Source organism: Neobacillus drentensis, assembly GCF_036962125.1.
GTDB lineage: Bacteria > Bacillota > Bacilli > Bacillales > Cytobacillaceae > Neobacillus > Neobacillus drentensis_B.
In genome coordinates, this window is the sequence record NZ_JBALOA010000015.1 from 39,321 (window position 1) to 55,731 (window position 16,411).

Annotated in this window: 25 protein-coding genes; 17 read left to right on the forward strand and 8 right to left on the reverse strand. The window is 37.1% G+C overall.

Going from position 1 to position 16,411, the window contains the following annotated elements:
• Window positions 1-43: 43 nt before the first annotated feature.
• Window positions 44-526 (forward strand): phage holin family protein, encoded by a 483-nt coding sequence (locus V7121_RS14590; protein WP_335546969.1) that lies wholly within the window; start codon window positions 44-46, stop codon window positions 524-526.
• Window positions 526-1,191 carry an N-acetylmuramoyl-L-alanine amidase gene (locus V7121_RS14595; protein ID WP_335546971.1) on the forward strand — a complete coding sequence of 222 codons (666 nt, stop codon included), beginning with the start codon at window positions 526-528 and terminating at the stop codon, window positions 1,189-1,191. The genes V7121_RS14590 and V7121_RS14595 overlap by 1 nt, the downstream gene beginning before the upstream one ends.
• A 43-nt stretch (window positions 1,192-1,234) precedes the next feature.
• Here V7121_RS14595 and V7121_RS14600 read toward each other — a convergent pair whose 3' ends face one another.
• From V7121_RS14600 to V7121_RS14625, 6 genes are all read right to left on the reverse strand, one after another.
• Window positions 1,235-1,861, reverse strand: a complete 627-nt coding sequence (locus V7121_RS14600) for a hypothetical protein (RefSeq protein WP_335546973.1) — start codon at window positions 1,859-1,861, stop codon at window positions 1,235-1,237.
• A complete protein-coding gene (locus tag V7121_RS14605) occupies window positions 1,854-2,369 on the reverse strand; it encodes a Panacea domain-containing protein (protein ID WP_335546975.1) in 516 nt (171 codons plus the stop codon). Before V7121_RS14605 ends, V7121_RS14600 begins: the two co-directional genes overlap by 8 nt.
• A 222-nt stretch (window positions 2,370-2,591) precedes the next feature.
• On the reverse strand, window positions 2,592-2,843 hold the full coding sequence (locus V7121_RS14610) for a hypothetical protein (protein WP_335546977.1): 252 nt from the start codon (window positions 2,841-2,843) through the stop codon (window positions 2,592-2,594).
• A 101-nt stretch (window positions 2,844-2,944) separates the two neighbouring features.
• Window positions 2,945-3,193, reverse strand: coding sequence for a hypothetical protein (locus V7121_RS14615; RefSeq protein ID WP_335546978.1), 249 nt, complete (start codon window positions 3,191-3,193; stop codon window positions 2,945-2,947).
• Between the two features lie 11 nt (window positions 3,194-3,204).
• Window positions 3,205-3,711 (reverse strand): hypothetical protein, encoded by a 507-nt coding sequence (locus tag V7121_RS14620; RefSeq protein WP_335546980.1) that lies wholly within the window; start codon window positions 3,709-3,711, stop codon window positions 3,205-3,207.
• Between the two features lie 86 nt (window positions 3,712-3,797).
• Window positions 3,798-4,037, reverse strand: a complete 240-nt coding sequence (locus V7121_RS14625; protein ID WP_335546982.1) for a helix-turn-helix transcriptional regulator — start codon at window positions 4,035-4,037, stop codon at window positions 3,798-3,800.
• 487 nt (window positions 4,038-4,524) lie between these two features.
• Here V7121_RS14625 and V7121_RS14630 point away from each other — a divergent pair, with 487 nt between their 5' ends.
• The 4 genes from V7121_RS14630 (at window position 4,525) to V7121_RS14645 (ending at window position 7,376) form a co-directional block, all read left to right on the forward strand.
• Window positions 4,525-4,716, forward strand: coding sequence for a hypothetical protein (locus tag V7121_RS14630; protein ID WP_335546984.1), 192 nt, complete (start codon window positions 4,525-4,527; stop codon window positions 4,714-4,716).
• The gene (locus V7121_RS14635) at window positions 4,713-5,861 is read left to right on the forward strand and encodes an FtsK/SpoIIIE domain-containing protein (protein ID WP_335546986.1); all 1,149 of its coding nucleotides are present in this window, start codon (window positions 4,713-4,715) and stop codon (window positions 5,859-5,861) included. The genes V7121_RS14630 and V7121_RS14635 overlap by 4 nt, the downstream gene beginning before the upstream one ends.
• Window positions 5,842-6,480: a hypothetical protein gene (locus tag V7121_RS14640; RefSeq protein ID WP_335546988.1), complete on the forward strand. Its 639-nt coding sequence runs from the start codon at window positions 5,842-5,844 to the stop codon at window positions 6,478-6,480. The genes V7121_RS14635 and V7121_RS14640 overlap by 20 nt, the downstream gene beginning before the upstream one ends.
• Before the next feature lie 464 nt (window positions 6,481-6,944).
• A complete protein-coding gene (locus tag V7121_RS14645; RefSeq protein ID WP_335546990.1) occupies window positions 6,945-7,376 on the forward strand; it encodes a hypothetical protein in 432 nt (143 codons plus the stop codon).
• Window positions 7,377-7,893: 517 nt separating this feature from the next.
• Here the strand turns inward: V7121_RS14645 and V7121_RS14650 are convergent.
• A complete protein-coding gene (locus tag V7121_RS14650; protein ID WP_335546992.1) occupies window positions 7,894-8,229 on the reverse strand; it encodes a helix-turn-helix domain-containing protein in 336 nt (111 codons plus the stop codon).
• A gap of 157 nt (window positions 8,230-8,386) precedes the next feature.
• Complete coding sequence (locus tag V7121_RS14655; RefSeq protein ID WP_335546994.1) at window positions 8,387-8,884, reverse strand: helix-turn-helix domain-containing protein; 498 nt, start codon at window positions 8,882-8,884, stop codon at window positions 8,387-8,389.
• A gap of 238 nt (window positions 8,885-9,122) precedes the next feature.
• Here V7121_RS14655 and V7121_RS14660 point away from each other — a divergent pair, with 238 nt between their 5' ends.
• From V7121_RS14660 to V7121_RS14710, 11 genes are all read left to right on the forward strand, one after another.
• Complete coding sequence (locus V7121_RS14660; RefSeq protein ID WP_335546995.1) at window positions 9,123-9,365, forward strand: hypothetical protein; 243 nt, start codon at window positions 9,123-9,125, stop codon at window positions 9,363-9,365.
• Between the two features lie 131 nt (window positions 9,366-9,496).
• A complete protein-coding gene (locus V7121_RS14665; protein ID WP_335546996.1) occupies window positions 9,497-9,748 on the forward strand; it encodes a hypothetical protein in 252 nt (83 codons plus the stop codon).
• Window positions 9,749-9,759: 11 nt separating this feature from the next.
• A complete protein-coding gene (locus V7121_RS14670; RefSeq protein ID WP_335546997.1) occupies window positions 9,760-11,277 on the forward strand; it encodes an AAA family ATPase in 1,518 nt (505 codons plus the stop codon).
• On the forward strand, window positions 11,274-11,426 hold the full coding sequence (locus V7121_RS14675) for a DUF6906 family protein (RefSeq protein WP_335546999.1): 153 nt from the start codon (window positions 11,274-11,276) through the stop codon (window positions 11,424-11,426). The genes V7121_RS14670 and V7121_RS14675 overlap by 4 nt, the downstream gene beginning before the upstream one ends.
• 31 nt (window positions 11,427-11,457) lie before the next feature.
• Window positions 11,458-11,676: a YqaI family protein gene (locus V7121_RS14680; protein ID WP_335547001.1), complete on the forward strand. Its 219-nt coding sequence runs from the start codon at window positions 11,458-11,460 to the stop codon at window positions 11,674-11,676.
• Between the two features lie 11 nt (window positions 11,677-11,687).
• Entirely contained in the window at window positions 11,688-12,167 is a 480-nt protein-coding gene (locus V7121_RS14685; protein ID WP_335547003.1) for a sporulation initiation factor Spo0A C-terminal domain-containing protein, read from the forward strand.
• Window positions 12,149-13,063 (forward strand): RecT family recombinase, encoded by a 915-nt coding sequence (locus V7121_RS14690; RefSeq protein WP_335547005.1) that lies wholly within the window; start codon window positions 12,149-12,151, stop codon window positions 13,061-13,063. Before V7121_RS14685 ends, V7121_RS14690 begins: the two co-directional genes overlap by 19 nt.
• A 10-nt stretch (window positions 13,064-13,073) precedes the next feature.
• Window positions 13,074-13,520 carry a hypothetical protein gene (locus V7121_RS14695; RefSeq protein WP_335547006.1) on the forward strand — a complete coding sequence of 149 codons (447 nt, stop codon included), beginning with the start codon at window positions 13,074-13,076 and terminating at the stop codon, window positions 13,518-13,520.
• Window positions 13,517-14,260: an MBL fold metallo-hydrolase gene (locus tag V7121_RS14700; RefSeq protein ID WP_335547007.1), complete on the forward strand. Its 744-nt coding sequence runs from the start codon at window positions 13,517-13,519 to the stop codon at window positions 14,258-14,260. Before V7121_RS14695 ends, V7121_RS14700 begins: the two co-directional genes overlap by 4 nt.
• Before the next feature lie 20 nt (window positions 14,261-14,280).
• Window positions 14,281-15,132 carry a replication protein gene (locus V7121_RS14705; protein WP_335547009.1) on the forward strand — a complete coding sequence of 284 codons (852 nt, stop codon included), beginning with the start codon at window positions 14,281-14,283 and terminating at the stop codon, window positions 15,130-15,132.
• Window positions 15,074-16,399, forward strand: a complete 1,326-nt coding sequence (locus V7121_RS14710) for a replicative DNA helicase (protein WP_335547011.1) — start codon at window positions 15,074-15,076, stop codon at window positions 16,397-16,399. The genes V7121_RS14705 and V7121_RS14710 overlap by 59 nt, the downstream gene beginning before the upstream one ends.
• Window positions 16,400-16,411 lie beyond the last annotated feature (12 nt).

The following is a 16,411-nucleotide window of genomic DNA, read 5'->3' on the forward strand; positions in this document are numbered from 1 at the left end:
TCTGCCTAAACAGCAGAGGCTTTTATTTTGAGGAGGAACCAAAGTGAAAGAATACCTCAATATCTTTAACCTTAGCAATTTATTAAATTTAAAGACTGGATTTTTTTCAATCATTGGGGCTGGAATTGGAACTTTTTTAAGCAAGATATACGGGGGTGAGGTCGGATTGATATTCATTACACTCCTTGGATTAGCCGTTTGTTTAGATTGGCTAGGCGCTATTGCTGCAGCTATGAAAGATAAAAGTTATGCTTCACAATACGGCATCATTGGAGTGCTAAGGACGGCAGTCATTCTTGCCCTGCCTGTGTTTGGTAAATTATTAGATTCAGCGTTAAATACTCAAGGATTCTTTTTCTACATGTTAACCATTGGTCTTTTATATCACACTGTTATCTCAATGACTGCAAACTTTAAACGCGCTGGATGGGAACGATGGATTCCAACTTGGGCATTGGACATTATTGCAAGTGAGTTGGAAGCAAAAGTAAAACGTGCTCAGTCACGAAAAGGAGAGGAAAAATAATGAGTTATTCAATCAGAAAAGAGTTTATTCAAGGTCTACCTCGTGAAGCATATCGAAAGGGAATTAGTGCCTATGAAGGCGTAGTGGCCCACTCCACCGCAACACCTGAAGCTACCGATGAAAGAGAGCTTGCCTATTTCAAAGCAAACTGGAAAAGTCGTAAAGCCTTTGCCCATTATTTTGTGGACTGGGATTCCATTACTCAGATGGCGGACGACAATTACAAAGCGTGGGGGGCTGGCAACGGTAATCCTCGGTATGTCCATGTGGAACTGTGCGAAACTAAGGATGCTGCCAAATTTAAAGAATCTTATAAGCGTTACGTGTGGCTATTAGCAACAATCCTTAAGAAAAAGAACTTAGGGGTAACAGACGGTAAGACATTAGTCTCTCACGCTTGGGTATCTGACAATTTAGGCGGAACAGACCACCGTGATCCAATTGCATACCTAAAATCCCATGGAGTGTCTTGGGACAAGTTAGTAGCAGATGTTAAGGCTGCATACAATCCAAAACCAACTGCAGTTTACAAAACCATCGACAAAGACGACACCTTTTGGAGCCTTGAAAACAACTTGAAATTAAAGCATGGAACGATTCAAAAGCTGAATCCGAAGGTGGACCCAACCAAGCTTCATGAAGGCCAAAAAATCCGAGTGAAATAAATAAAAGCCCCTTACTCGGTTTGAGTAGGGGAGGCTTTGATATTTAGCTGGTAGCTTGTTCTAATAATTCCATCAACCCTTGGTTTTCCTTTTTTAACTCTTCATTTTCATATTGTAGAGTTTCATAGCTTGTCCATGGTCTTTTATAAAACTTTTCTCCTCCGAATTTTTCATCCGGATAAAAGTTATGGTGAGGATCAAACCATACAATATAAAATACATTTTCAATCATAATTCCGTGAACGCGGCCATTTGAAGATGATAATCTAAATTGCCAGCAATCGTCTATTACTTGCTCAAACATACCTTGTGGTAATGGATAAATTTTATCCTGCTTATCCACCCAATCATGTTGGTGTGTATCGTAATGATTTTTGTATTTTTGGTCAAATAAAAATTCATTTTTATTTAGATTTGATATCTGTTTTAAGTTATCAAATAGGTCAATGAACCATTGACTCTCTGTTCGTCCACAATTAAATAATTCATGACTTCTATCAAAATAGTTAAAAGAAAAACGGATATTTGATTGAAGTTTCTCCTTTAATGCAGTTTTACTTGGTTCAGATAAAAACTTACTCGGGGATTGCTCTTTTCTTTTAGAAATATTAGGAGTAGGCAAAGAGATTTTACCTACTCCTTTTTTCTTTTTAGGCGAATCATCAGTCATTTTGAGCCTCTTCAAACTCGCGCTGATAAAAATCAATAATTACACGATCATCTATCCTTTGATTACTTGGAATGAATTCAGGTAAATCCCCTCTCGCCATTAACCATGGGTCCTCTTGATGAGTTAAATACTCTAATTCATCACCTGATAAATCTCCATATGACCGATACACTTCGTTTATTAATTCAATAGCTGCATCATTATTATTGATTTCGTCAGAAACAGAGTTTGTTCTAGGGATTTCTTTCCACCCGTGTTTCTTAAATTCGGAATAAAGTACTGGAGACACTGGTCCATGAATCCACGCTTCGAAATGTTCATTAAATAATTTTTCACCATAAAGGGCTAAATACCACGAATAAGCGTAGTAGCAGAGCTTTTGTAATTTTTTATGTGACATAGTATCAAATGTTAGAAATGCTTCAGCTACGTTGTTAATACTTGTTATAGCTGCTGTTTGTGTTACCATTTTCCCCACCCTATCGGATATATAGTATATTTTCGCCATGCTACTAACCTCCTTCGTGTCTATATTTAATACCCAAATATTGGATTTTAAATACAAGGCTTTCCACTTGGTAGCCATTTTATTCACGATATCAACAGATAGTACATACAAAAAGCGACTTTATTTTACTATATAGGATTCTATTAGAATAGCTTTTTTCCTGTAATAATTTTTCGACACTTTTTGACATTTAAGAAAATGAATTGTGATAAGGGAATTTTTTTACCCTACTCCATTAACGACTAACTCCTGTTCCATTGCTTTTTTTAGCTTAAATAATGCCATTTCCTGCGCCTGTTCTTTAGTTGAACCATAACAATTCCATACCGAGCAACTTCTTGATGTTGCAGCTGCCATGTATCCATCGCCATAATCAAAAAAATCGATAACAATATATCGACCATTTATTTTGAGGACTCGGCTGCCTCTTAATAATAATCGAATCGTATAAATCCAACCTTCAAAACGGTTCATTAAACACGCTCCTAATGTTCTGATATCACTTGTATTAGACTAACTTAAGAAATACCCTTGTGACGTTTGTGTGAAATAAAAAACCCCTCTTAATGAGGAGTTTAAAAAGGTAAATTATCATTCATAGCATTATGCATTTCTTGCTTTTCCAGGTCGATAACCAGCTGCGTGATGTCCTGGTCTCCGTTTGCAATCACTTTTTCCAATATTGCACGATGGGACATATCTTTCTTAATTTGCTTCCAAAATTCTAAAGCTACTTTTTCGGGCTTTCGTCCTCTTAGCTGGAAGGAGCCTTTTTGTAATGCTCTGCTACCAGAACTGTAATGTATTTCAATCACTACGTTCAATTTAATTACCCCTAATATCTTTCATTTTCAAGCTGATCTTTAGCTTTTAATATCAGCGAATTCGCTTGATTTAATTGACTGTCTCTTATATATTCAAGCGCTTTTTTATCATAGGTCTCTAACGCTTTCCGAGTGTCTTGAATAATATCCTCAAAGGAACTAATACCTTCACTATAAATAGCCTTGGTCTCTTTAAATTTTTCATTTTGTCCATCAGTCATATCAAGTTCAGTAATCATGTAGTCATTGGTTGCTTTTGAGATATCCATTAATGTATCTTCTACCTCTGACTGCCAACCCTCATTTTCTACATCCGCATAAACTAAAAGTGTCTTTAATTCATTCGCACTTTCCAGTAACTCGAATGCAGAATCAATACTCACCTTAATGTATTGCTCATCACTCTGTTGCTCATTTTTCGCGGATTCCTGATTTGTGGTATTTGCTTTTTCCGGAACATTTGAAGAACATCCAGCTAAAAGTATCAAGACTATTAAGAACATAACCATCTTTTTCACATTAATTCCCCCCTAACTTTTATCCTCTCAATTTAGATTATTAATCAATTTACGGAACAAGTCTAACTGAAGTTTCAAATATTTTGTTACATACTCCAAAAATCATCATAATCCACTGAAAATCCGAAGTCTCTTAAAGCCTTAATAATTTTCTTCGCACTACTCATTGTCGGTTCAAACTCCTCCGGCTGGCATAGCCTGCTGATCGTACTCTTACTTACTCCACTTTCATTTGCTATTTCTTGCTGAGTGATGGAGTTCTTATCCAGAAAACGGCCAAACTTAGAACGTTTCTTTCCTAATCCAAATCCAAAAAGTGAAAACATTAAATTTCCTCCTTGTAGCTTTATGTATCAGCCAGTATGTCCAACTTTCCTATTTTTAAAACTTTCTCCAAAAGATTGGAAACTTGGACAATCAGTACGGCATAGGCTTATAACACGAAAGCAAAACAGTAGGTTATGAGAGGAGGCACAGTATCATCCGTTTTTGTTTTCTGTTTTAAAACATTATCAAATATGTTGATTGATTGCACTTGTACAAGAAGAAAGGCTGTCAATATGAAAAATATAAGATTTGTTAAGGAACGGAGTGAAGCGGAGAGACGCTGAGGGGGGACCGGGGGGAAACAAAAATTTTTTTAAAAAGACTAACAATTTAATGATCAGAAAAATCAGAGGCGAGGAGATAATTATGAAAAAACTTTTTAAAAGATTACTAGGGAGAACCTGTTATTGGTGTGGAAAAGAAAAGGAAGATTTTTATGGTGATATGTGCACGGATTGTATGAGCCAATAATAAGGGGGAGTTAGTATGTTGTTTGGACCGGGTTTATTGCTAGCTGGCGGTGCAACCATTTTAATGGCCATGGTTGACAAAGCATTTGAAGATATGGGTATGCATTGGCTAGGCACAGCCATAAAAATAGCTTTACCACTTGCAGGAATGGCTCTAGGAGTCTACTTTTTAGAAACTAATGCGATTGTAAGCTGGTTATTCAGATGAATTTTTGGGCTGAATTAATGGCGCGCAAAAACCTATTTAAAGCATTTCGAGCAGGAACCATTTACAAAACATTTGGCAACGATGATAAAAAAATCTTTCCTAAAATCCACTCGATACGAACCACTGACCACTCCACTGAATTCGTTTTTACATTACCCACAGGATTGAATCCCGATTTATTGAAAAAGAATTATTTTGCTTTTCAACAAGTATTTGGTGAACGAATTAAGTTAGAAGGTGAGTTTAAAAGATTTGTGCTTACCCAATATCAAAAAGGAGCTGATAAAGTGTTGAAATTTAACACCAGTGAAATATCAGAATTAGTAACACCTTATAAATTAGGTATTGTTTGCGGAAAGGAACGCACGGGGCAATATGTGGCCTTTGATTTACTGAAACAACCTCATATCTTAATTGCAGGTGAAACGGGTTCTGGAAAGTCCACACAATTAAGATCCATTCTTACAACTATGATTTTGACTAAGAAACCATCGGAGCTACAACTTTACCTGGGAGATTGTAAAAAATCAGAGTTTCATATTTTTCGAAAGGTGGAGCATGTTCAGTGTGTTCTTTCAAACGGTAAAGAAATAGCAAGAATGCTAAAGCATATAAAAAAGGAGCTAGATGAACGAAGTGATTTAACTGAGACTTTTGAAGTAAGTCATATAGATGATCTACCAGCTGAACAAAAGCGGCCATACATTGTTGTCTGCATCGATGAGTTTGTCATGCTTCGCAAAGATGAAACAATCATGGATATTTTAACGGAGATTGTAGCCATTGGTAGGACGCTCGGAGTATTCGCTATCCTCTCTATGCAGCGTCCGAATGCACAAGTATTAGACACGACTATTCGGGCTAATTTAACCGTTTCTATGGGTTTTAAGCTAAGGGATAAAATCGAAGCACGAATAGTAAATACTCCAGATGCAGAAAAGATTGATGTGAGTGGACACTTCATTATGAACAGCGATAAATTATATGACTTACAGGCTCCATACTTGGAGTTGGAAGATGCTAAAAGGTTACTGAATCCCTTTTATATTAATAAACGGCCGTTTAAAGAAGTAAATGAAGAAAAGCCAAAACAACACGAGTTAACAGAAAAGGACGTGTTTGCCGATGCCATTGACCAATCGTGACAAGGCAATAATTAAGCATTTAAATAAATTTCGAGTGATGGATAGGGATAGTATTGCGGAGCTGCATTTCTCTAATTTAAAAAATCCTAACTATGCTGCTAATAATGTTCTGCTTAGACTATTACGTGATGGACACATACAAAGGTCCACTGTATTTGTTCCATACGTCTACTTCGGCCCGGATGTCGAGATAAAGAAAAACTCTCAAAAGATTGGTCATTTCTTAGCAATTGTGAATGTGTATAAGGAATTAAAGAAGCTAGGAAACATGGGTACATTTTTAGTGGAACCAAAGTACGGAAAGAAAGGGGACTGTGCTGAACCAGATATCTTTTGTCAATATAGGAGAACGAACTTCTTTGTGGAGGTCCAGCGAACAGTTTACTCAGATAAGCTTATGAGTGAAAAGTTTGACCGATATATTGATTTATATAACTCTGGAATCATGGCAGCTCCTTTCCCACATGTTTTGATTCTATCCGATCAGCGCTATGCCATCGATGGACAGTATCCATTTAAGATATTTCAGTCAGATAGCTTTACCAACTTTGTGAAAAGTTTGACCAGAACGGAATCGGTTAAAAAGGAAAATAAAGAAGTACAAATTAAAATCGGATAAAAACGCTAAGGAGGTGAGATAGATGTTTAAAGTTATCGCAAACATATGAAAATGTATAGGAAAATGAGGGCAAATTGTATACTAATTTGTCACTCGTTTTTTATTGATATAATGCGATTTAAGCGGAAAATACAATGAAATTTGTATGTGAAAATGCACCCCATTTTGTAACGGTACACTGGCTGTTGTACCCCTGCAATTTAACATACAATTTGATATACAAATTGCCACACAAAAAATATAAATAAACTAGGAACTGGGGCAAATAAGATGGGTATTTATGTAATAAAGATTGTGAACAGTTCCACTTAAGCTAACGGTGCAGTTTTGTTGAAAAAGGGAATAAGAGGTAGATAATAAATTTAATTAACACAGAATTGTTGGATTTTATCCCTAGGATAGTCTGCTTTTTCTGGTAAATTTAGGGTGGTAAGAACCAATAATGCTAATAGGAGACAAAATAAATGGAAAAGGATTTCAAAAAAATTAATACGATTGCTCTAATAGTCATTTGGGCTTTGTATTTTATTTCGTTAATGTCACCTGCTTTAACAACAGCTAGTGGGGCTAAATTTTGGGGACTAAATATATTGTTAATTGGTTGGTTAGGCATATTTGCTGGAATGATGTCTGCTGCCAGTTGGTATGCAAACCTGATTTTTATTTACATTTCGGTTAAAACATTCAAAGGAGAAAAAACTGGTATTAGTCATTTAATTATGTTGTTGTTGGCTATAAGAACATTTTTCCCAATGGAATTAATGGTAGATGAGGGAGGAAATACATCGATTATTACGGAACATAACCTTGGCTTTTATTTTTGGGTCTCGGCAATAATGTTATTATCTACTTTGGTATTTTTTAATTGGAGAGCGTGTAGAAATAGAAATAATTGAATACAATTTTTATTCCGGTAGATTTTTGTCAAATAGGGAGTCTTTAGGATATAAAGCGACATTCCCCTTCACAACAGTGATATACTTTTCTTCAACTATAGGGTGCGTATGTTGAACAAGATTAAAAATATATTCAAGGATAGCTTAGTTCCATATGGAGCTGGGCTATTTTATTTTCCCAAAACAAAATGCACCGCAAATACGGTGCAAATTGAACTACATTTTACTTTACATATTAAGCTTTAAATTCACGTTTTGCGATAGGAAACGGAACCCGTTACAATTTTAGGGTGCTTTTTTAATTGTGTACAATTTGTTACAACACAGAAATTACGACAAAAAACGTCAAAAAATAAATAAACAGTATGATAAATAAATATCAAGGGGGGATTTATGAATAAATTATGAAATAATAAGCATTCGACAAAATTTGCTATTGAAAAAGGGAACAGTTGTTCTATAATGAGAGCATAGGAATAAAAATAAGCACCATCCACTTATTAAGGAATAGTGCTTATCATTTATATTTTATTTTCATTTCTTGGTACAAATTAAGAGCTCTTTCCATAAATTCAATCTCCTCTGGAGAATAACTGTTTTCATGGTAGGGTAAATCAGTTCTTCCAAACATATAGTCCAAGGAAACCTTATAATAATCTGCTAACTTGATAAGGGAAACGTAATCCATTTCACGAGTACCTTGTTCATAATTGGAGTAAGTCGAACGAACAACTCCGATGATGTCAGCCACATCATCTTGCTTTAAGTCATATTTTTTTCTTAACTTATATAAACGGTCCGATAAAATGTTTCTCGCCCCCTTAGTCGTTCTAAGATGATTATATAGGGGCATGGTTTCTCGATAAACAAATGACACGAAATGTGTAATAAATTCATATTTATGTCACAAATTATAAAAGTAGGGATTCTCATGACAAAGAAAATTGTTAACTTGGAGAAATTAGCGAAGCTGATGCAAGTGGATTTGTCTGAACTTAAACAGCAGCTAATTACGATTTCATCTGTCTCAAAGATCGAATGTAAGCAATGATCCCTTTTGTTTCGTCTTCACTTAATGTTTTACCATCAATTTTTAAATGATATTGGTCTATTAATTCTTCATCTGTTAAATCAATACTTTTTAAAAACTCCTCTTCATTGGATGATGGGGTTTCTTTTTGTTCCCCTCTGGTTCCTCTACCAATAGATTGAATGAATTTATCTTGAGGATTGGTTCGTAAATAAACTTCGCTCTTTATTTCATCATGATCAACTAATAGATCTTCTTCATTCCAGTACCCACAAGCAACCATCAAATCCACAAATGTTGTAGTCTCTAAAAAGTTGGCAAGAGTTTGTAAAGTTCTCACTTCAGGTTTTTGGACCTCTTTTTCAATTCTTGAGATTGTAGCAGCTGATATCCCCGTTTTTTCCGCTAAAGTTTTTTGCTTCCTAAAACCACTACTTAGCCTATGCTTTTTTATAAAATCTCCGTAACCTTGTCTCATTTTGAACCATCCTTTTTATTTATTATCAAATTAATTGTTATTAGGTTTAAGCAAATTATATAAAAAAATTACGAGAACAACAATAAATTTCGTGCGTCATTTATTGCGTGCACGTACATATTTTATTCACCAATTGACAAAAAAATTAAAAAAATTAAAAGAAATATATTGCGTTCGCAATTTTTATGATTTATAGTTAGGTCAAGCAGTAAATATTACCAAGTAAGGAGTTGACGAAATGGACGATAAAAAAGCCGCAATCAGACTAAATGAAAAGGAACTAAGAAAGGCGGCAATTGATAAGGATTTAGAGACAAATGCCCAGATAGCAGAGGCTATTGGTGTTTCCGTCTCACAGCTTTGGAGATCATCTTTACCGATTGATGACCCTCGTTACAATGCACCTGGTCAAACTTTTATTGCAGGAGTGCTCAAAGCTTTTGGTGAGCCGTTTGAAAGGTTCTTTTTTTTGGAAGAATGATTACGAGGTCGTAATTTTTAAAAGGAGGTGAGGAATTTGCGTATTAAACCAAAAGTGTGGTTGGCATTGTCATTGCAGGAACGCTTAATGGCCATTTATCAGGCGTCGAAAAATAGTAGGAGGTGAAAGTAGTGGATCGCAAAACATTGGAGTATTTGGAGGAACGAGCAAAGGTAGCTCGGCAGATTGTTAGTCGAATTGAGGCTTTAAAGAAGTATACAAGCCAAGTAGCAAAAATTAATAGGATATATTTTTCAAGCCTTATCGATAACATGGCTATTGAAGAAAGCGAACCAATCATAGTGGAAAAGGTATCTATCGCATTTGAAAAAGCTGTAGTCGAAGAAATCGAACGATTAGAGGTAGAACTAGCGGAATTATAGGGGGATTAAAAGTGGAAATAAAATTTATAACTTTAAACTTACAAAACTATAAATCCCACAGAAATCTTGAAGTTAAGTTTGGCGACCTGACCAAGATTTCTGGGGAAAACGCGAAAGGGAAGTCCAGTATTCCGGAATCCATTTCATGGCTATTATACAACACTGATACTTTTGGTTCAAAGCTTGACCCTACACCACTAACTTATGAAGTTGATGAAACTTTAGTACAACTTCTTTTATCGGCTGATGGAAAACAATTGTTACTGGGCCGCGGGCTTAAAAAAGGCAAAGCCCAATACTACATTAACGAAGTTCCTTCCAAGGCTGGGGAATTTAATGAAATTGTCGCTCAGCTATTTGAAAAAGAATTATTCTTATCCCTGTTTAATCCGTCATTTTTCTTCACTCTACCGTGGGAAAAACAAAGGGCATCGCTTCTCCAATACGTATCTGCCCCAATCAATAAAGAGGTGCTTAAACACCTTCCAGAGGCGCAGTCGGAAGTATTAGAGCGCAGCTTAAAAAAACATAACATAGCAGACTTAGAGAAAATCCATAAGGACAATAAAAACAAGAAAGATAAAACTTATATTGCCGCACAAAGCAAGACCAAAACGTTGCAAGAACAGCTTAACCAATTGTCAGAAGAGAAGATGGATATTGATTCCATCAAAGCAGAATTAGCTCAAATTGATAAAAAGGTCCGTGAACTTGAAGTAGAAATGGATAGTGCCTGGGAGAAAAATCAAGCTTTCAATAAGCTCCAGTCACAGATCCTTTCCATCCAAGACCAAATCGAAATGTCTAAAGAGCGGTGGCCATTAATTAAAAACGAAGTCATTCAAGATACATGCCGCACCTGTAAGCGTCCGCTGGATGAGGAATCGGTCGAAGCTGTTAAAGCGGATAAAGAAAAACGCATGGTGGAATACAAAGCCAATCACAATAGCTTGCTTACTAAACGTGAATTGCTAAAAGAAGAGCTCGGCAAATTGGAATTTATCGATGTGTCGGAATTAAGGGAAGAAATCAGTGAAGTGGATACAAAAGGGCAACCGTTACGTGAGGCTATTCGGATTTACTCACAATATCAAAATCTAGATACACAAGTGAAATCGGCTGCTGCTGATGAAGCTGCTATTCTACAAGACTTGAAAGCTTCTATTTTCATTCTTGATAGTATTAAAGCCTTTAAAGCGAAAGAAGCCGAGTTGCAAGGTGAAAAAGTACAAGCCTTGTTTACTACCCTATCCGTTCGACTCTTTAAACAGAATAAGGGCGATGGTGAGATTAAGCCTGACTTTGAAATTGAAATGGACGGTAAAGCTTATCGAACCTTGTCGCTATCCGAAGGTATTCGCGCAGGTCTGGAACTAAGAGATGTGTTGTCCCGACAAAGTGAATTGATTACTCCTTGTTTTGTAGATAATGCAGAGTCGATTACAAGATTTAAACAGCCGAATGGTCAGTTGATTATTAGCCGAGTTGTTCCTGATCAAGAGTTAACAATCGAGGCGGTGAGTGAATGAAAAACGGCAAACGCCCAACCAAAGCAGAAAAGATATCCATCAAATCATCAGGATTAAACCCTGAAAACTGGCTAATTTTCAAGAAGAATCATGACACCTTACAGTTAGTCCACCGCGAAACTGGAACAACAAAGACTATTCAAATTTAGGAGAAAATATCAAAAATAGGAGGTTTTTAGATTGCCAGATTTAGAACATCCGTCGATTACTCAAGTCAATCGGACAGGCTATGCCAATGTGGTTGCTCAACCTGAGCATTGTGGAACAGATGTCATGGACCATGAAATCTTAACGGGCGACAGCTACATCGAGCTCCCGAACGGGGATTTGTTGCTTGAAAGCAATTTGGAAGATTACTTGATTGAACATCTTGGATGGGTTTATAAAACAGCAGATTAGGAGGGTAGGAAATGAGCGATATTCTTATGGAAGTACAAAAGCTTAGAAAAGAAGTATCAGAACTAAAATCGATGATGCAAGAAATAGCAGGTCCAAGTGTTAAGTTACCTTTTCAGAATGATACAGGGATTGAAGGTATAATAGCAGCGTTTTTGCATGATATCAAACTACCAACTAGGTTACTGGGCTACTCTTACTTGAAGGAAGCTATTCAAGAAGTATATGAGAATCAAGATTTAATTGGTGCCTTTACCACCGTTTTATATCCGAATATTGCTAAGAAGTTTAAAACAGAACCAAATCGAGTGGAAAGAGCTATCAGGCATGCTATCGAAGTATCTTACAAAAAAAATCAACAACACCCATTTTTCACAGTTAACTTTAATTACCGTCCAACCAATGCAGATTTTATCGCGATGATTGCAGATCAGTTATGGATGGATGAAAAATATAAATCGGAGGTTAAGAAAACATGTCAAAAAACCAACTAGCAACATTACCATTAACACCACAGATTACAGAAGCGTTTGCCCCACAGGTACTAGAAGTTATTCGTACTTCAATTGCTCCAACAGCTACAGATACTGAGTTTTTATTGTTTGCTCATAAAGCAGCATCTTATGGATTGGATCCATTCAAAAATGAAATCTTCTTTATCAAGTACGGAAACACTGCACGCATCCAATTTGCAGCTGAAGCTTACCTTGCCAAAGCCAGGGTGATGGAAGGTTTTCAACCGCCTGATACGCAAATGGTCCACGAAAATGATGAATTCAAAATTGCTATGAATAAAGAAACCAAGGAAATGGAAGTTCTTGTCCACGAAATAGGATTTCCTAGAGGGAAGATTATTGGCGCCTACTCCATTGCCTATAGAGATGGTCATCGCCCAGTAACAGTCATTAGTGACATTGATGAGATTGCTCATATGTTTACTGGTCAAAACAAAGATAACTGGAACAAATGGACTGCTGATATGTATGGGAAACATGTTCAGCAACGGGCCCTTAAACGCCAGTATGGACTTGAATTTGAAGATGAAACTATTACACAAGATGGACAAGAGAACACGATTCCAGAGTACAAACCAAAAGAACGAAAAGATATTACTCCTAATCAAGATGTGATTGACCATAAACCAACTAGAGCTGAACAAGAAGCGTTTGAGAAAAAAGACCGAATGGAACAGCTTCGAAAGGATATGAAAGACAATTTTAAGCTCTTAGGTATTACCACAAAAAAAGGGATGCAAGAGTATATTTCAAAGAATGTTCCTAATATTAGTGAACCTCCAACAGAATCAGAATTGGTTGGCTTACTGGAATTAATGGACATGCACATTGATATGCAAGATGCACAAGCCAATGATGGCGACTTGTTGGACTGAGGTGAAAAACATGCAAATCACTAAAAACCATTTAGCTTTTGTCGAACATGCTAAGCGAACATTCGAAGCGAATCCTTTGTATGAAACCTTCCGTCATCCAGCATATGGAGACCTACTTGCATTAAGAATGGGTGAGGATCGTGACTGTGTGAATGTATATGAACTTGGCGATGAAATTGCAAACTTTGTTCAACAAATGGAGCCGTGTCCTATGCCTAGAAAACCTGTAAGAGTATTTTCCTTTGATATGGAAAAACAACTACAAATCAATGACCATAAAGGCGGCTGGAGACAAGAAAGCACTGAATTTTTAGGACACGAAATAGCGAAAAATTTCAGCAGATTGACAATAGAATTAGGGAAAGCAGATAGAGACAAGCATGAAATCACTATCAGATGTGCCAACATTGCCAATTTCGCCATGATGATTGCGGACAATGAAGGCGAACATTTATGAAAGTAGACATTTTAGCGAGTGGTTCCGGGGGCAATTGCATTGCTCTCGGGTCCTCGGAAGCTACCATTCTAGTTGATGTAGGGATAGCCAAAACCAAGATTGAAAAACGCCTCCTTGAGGTTGGTATTCGTCCAGACAGCATTAAAGCAATCTTTATCACTCATGCACATTGTGACCATGTTAAGGGGTTACCACTAGCAAATAAATATAAAATTCCTGTTTATGCAGCTGAAGGCGAATGGAAATCTATTAAGGGTGTAGATTTTGGCTTACAGAGACCGATTAAAGCGGGCTCTGACGTAACGCTTGATGATTGGTATATCGAATCATTTAAAACACATCATGACGCATTCTCTCCACTTGGCTATGCCATTTATGATGATGAAGGTAATAAATGTTCTGTCTGCTTAGATACCGGCCATGTTGATCAAAACATGCTCTCAGCGATGGAGTTTTCAAATATCTATATCATCGAGGCAAATCACGAGCCAAACATGGTTGAAGTATCGGATTATCCACCAGCAACCAAAGCCAGGATACTTTCTCACATCGGTCATTTGAGTAATGAGCAGACAGCCGAAGCCCTTTCTAAGCTTGTAATGGGTGTAGGAGAGCAAATATACCTGACTCACTTATCACATAAAAATAACATGCCTGCACTCGCTGAAATGACGGTCAAAAGAGCACTAACAAAGAAAGCTTTAAGAGCAGATACACACTACAAGATTGAGGTGGTTTAACCACAGAAGGATGATTACTCATGGCAAGCCCTCAAACTAAAAATGGTTATACAAAGGTTGCTAATGAGATATTAGAACATATCATGAAGGCTGATCTAAACGGCACTCAATTTCGCATTGTCACAGCTATATGGCGCTATACATATGGCTTTAACAGGAAAGAGCATGAATTATCGCTTACGTTTCTGTCGGAAGCACTTAGCACCAGGAAGAGTCATGTGGATAAGGAATTGACGGCTTTAATAGACCGCAAGATTATTAGTGTCGTAGGGGTCGGTTCAAGGAGGGGGAGACTTTTGAGCTTTAATAAAAATTATGATGAATGGCAAGACCGTCCTACAGATGTAGGTCATCAACCATCGTCCACCAATAGTAGGACATCATCGTCCTGCAATAGTAGTACGATACCGTCCTACAACCGTAGTACCAAAAAAGAAAAGATTAAAGAAAATAATAAAAAAAATACTCGTCAACCAAAAACGTATGACGAGGACAGCTCTTTTTATAAAATGGCACTTTACTTTTATGACAAGGTTTCAGCTGTAGCAGAGGAAGCTGGGGTGCAGCATCTTTTGAAAAGAGTGAACCTACAAAAATGGGCAGATGAGTTTAGAAAGCTTATTGAAATTGATGGAATGGACAAGCGCCTAGCAAAAGAAGTCATGGATTGGGTAACACAAGACGATTTTTGGAAGACCAATGTTTTATCGGCTAAAAAGCTTCGAGAAAAGTTTGGAGAACTAGCAATTAAAATGAAAAACTCTCAAAAACCTAAGAAGCCTAAACAGCCTTCAGATGCAAGAGACAAAGATATTGAGTTCCAAAAGTGGATGGCAAACGGCGGTGATCCAAGTGAATTTAAATGGACATGACATCGAGGCAGAACAGTCCGTTCTAGGTGCTGTCTTTCTTGAAGCTTCGGTCTTGGATGAAATTAGTTTTTTAGAAGAACGTGATTTCTTTGTTCCGCGGCACCAATCCATTTACAAGGTGATGCGGCACTTGGAAAAGAAAGGTCAACCAGTCGATATAATCACCGTAACTAATGCTATTGCAAAATTTGGCAGCGTTGAGGATTTAGGTGGAGTTTCTTACTTATCAAAACTAGCAGCTTCTTGCCCTACTGCCGCAAATGCAGAACATTATGCTCGAATTGTTCGCTCCAAGGCCATGGAAAGACGGACCAGAAACATGGGTGACATCATATCAGGAATGTCTAGGGATGATTACGACTCGGATGAGGAGTTTTTCTCAAGCATCGAAAACTTAGTCACTGAACTGAGACCAAGCGATAATGCAAAAATGCTTAACTTTTCCGAAACCAAAGATGAATACTATACCCACTTAAAAACACCAGCGGAGTTTATTAAAACGGGATTTGATGGATATGACAATTGGGCCCAAGGATTATGGCGGGGTTGGTTATTTATAAGCGCTGGAAGACCATCCGTAGGAAAAACGGCACTAGCCTTGCAGAGAATTTATGGAGTATCCAAGCAAAAGCAAGGTGTGGTTCTGGTATGGAGTCAGGAAATGGATAGAAACTCTCTTAAGGATCGAATGATTTCTTCCCAAACAGGTATTGCTTATCAAAAAATCAAGATGAAAAATTTGAGTGAAAAAGAACAAAAACTTGTTGATTTTGCTTATGAGGAATATGAACTCTTGCCGATTTATATGCAAGATTCTTCGGGAGTAACTATTGATGAAATTAAAGCGACCGCCAAGCAATTTAAAAAGAAGCATGGAAAGATTGCCATGATTGTGGTGGATAACCTACAAATCATGAGTATTCCACAAACAAAAGGTGATACTCGGGCATTAGCTATCGGAAGAGTTACTGGCCAGGCAAAACAAATTGCAAGAGAAATGGACTGCTGCTTCATGATGTTGTCCCAGATGACAAGGGAATCGGACAAAAGAGGCCGTCCACTACTGTCGGACCTGAAAGAATCCAGTTCCATTGAACAGGATGCAGATGTAGTTGAGTTTTTATGGAGCGAAGGGGAAAAGACCTCTCAAGGAAAAATCATCATACAAACATTCGCTAAAGGTCGAGATGTGGGTGTAAATGAATTTAAGCTCCTTTTCATGAACTGGAAGCAAAAATTCACTGAAATTCCCGATGAAATTAAATAATGAAAGCGAGGA

Excerpts from the sequence above, each read along its gene's own strand:
- V7121_RS14655 (WP_335546994.1), bottom strand. The coding sequence starts at position 8,884 with ATGAGACAAGGTTACGGAGATTTTATAAAAAAGCATAGGCTAAGTAGT.
- V7121_RS14640 (WP_335546988.1), top strand. The coding sequence starts at position 5,842 with ATGCCATTGACCAATCGTGACAAGGCAATAATTAAGCATTTAAATAAA.
- V7121_RS14595 (WP_335546971.1), top strand. The coding sequence starts at position 526 with ATGAGTTATTCAATCAGAAAAGAGTTTATTCAAGGTCTACCTCGTGAA.
- V7121_RS14600 (WP_335546973.1), bottom strand. The coding sequence starts at position 1,861 with ATGACTGATGATTCGCCTAAAAAGAAAAAAGGAGTAGGTAAAATCTCT.
- V7121_RS14695 (WP_335547006.1), top strand. The coding sequence starts at position 13,074 with ATGCAAATCACTAAAAACCATTTAGCTTTTGTCGAACATGCTAAGCGA.
- V7121_RS14650 (WP_335546992.1), bottom strand. The coding sequence starts at position 8,229 with ATGCCCCTATATAATCATCTTAGAACGACTAAGGGGGCGAGAAACATT.
- V7121_RS14605 (WP_335546975.1), bottom strand. The coding sequence starts at position 2,369 with ATGGCGAAAATATACTATATATCCGATAGGGTGGGGAAAATGGTAACA.
- V7121_RS14675 (WP_335546999.1), top strand. The coding sequence starts at position 11,274 with ATGAAAAACGGCAAACGCCCAACCAAAGCAGAAAAGATATCCATCAAA.
- V7121_RS14660 (WP_335546995.1), top strand. The coding sequence starts at position 9,123 with ATGGACGATAAAAAAGCCGCAATCAGACTAAATGAAAAGGAACTAAGA.
- V7121_RS14645 (WP_335546990.1), top strand. The coding sequence starts at position 6,945 with ATGGAAAAGGATTTCAAAAAAATTAATACGATTGCTCTAATAGTCATT.
- V7121_RS14690 (WP_335547005.1), top strand. The coding sequence starts at position 12,149 with ATGTCAAAAAACCAACTAGCAACATTACCATTAACACCACAGATTACA.
- V7121_RS14635 (WP_335546986.1), top strand. The coding sequence starts at position 4,713 with ATGAATTTTTGGGCTGAATTAATGGCGCGCAAAAACCTATTTAAAGCA.
- V7121_RS14625 (WP_335546982.1), bottom strand. The coding sequence starts at position 4,037 with ATGTTTTCACTTTTTGGATTTGGATTAGGAAAGAAACGTTCTAAGTTT.
- V7121_RS14685 (WP_335547003.1), top strand. The coding sequence starts at position 11,688 with ATGAGCGATATTCTTATGGAAGTACAAAAGCTTAGAAAAGAAGTATCA.
- V7121_RS14630 (WP_335546984.1), top strand. The coding sequence starts at position 4,525 with ATGTTGTTTGGACCGGGTTTATTGCTAGCTGGCGGTGCAACCATTTTA.
- V7121_RS14705 (WP_335547009.1), top strand. The coding sequence starts at position 14,281 with ATGGCAAGCCCTCAAACTAAAAATGGTTATACAAAGGTTGCTAATGAG.
- V7121_RS14610 (WP_335546977.1), bottom strand. The coding sequence starts at position 2,843 with ATGAACCGTTTTGAAGGTTGGATTTATACGATTCGATTATTATTAAGA.
- V7121_RS14700 (WP_335547007.1), top strand. The coding sequence starts at position 13,517 with ATGAAAGTAGACATTTTAGCGAGTGGTTCCGGGGGCAATTGCATTGCT.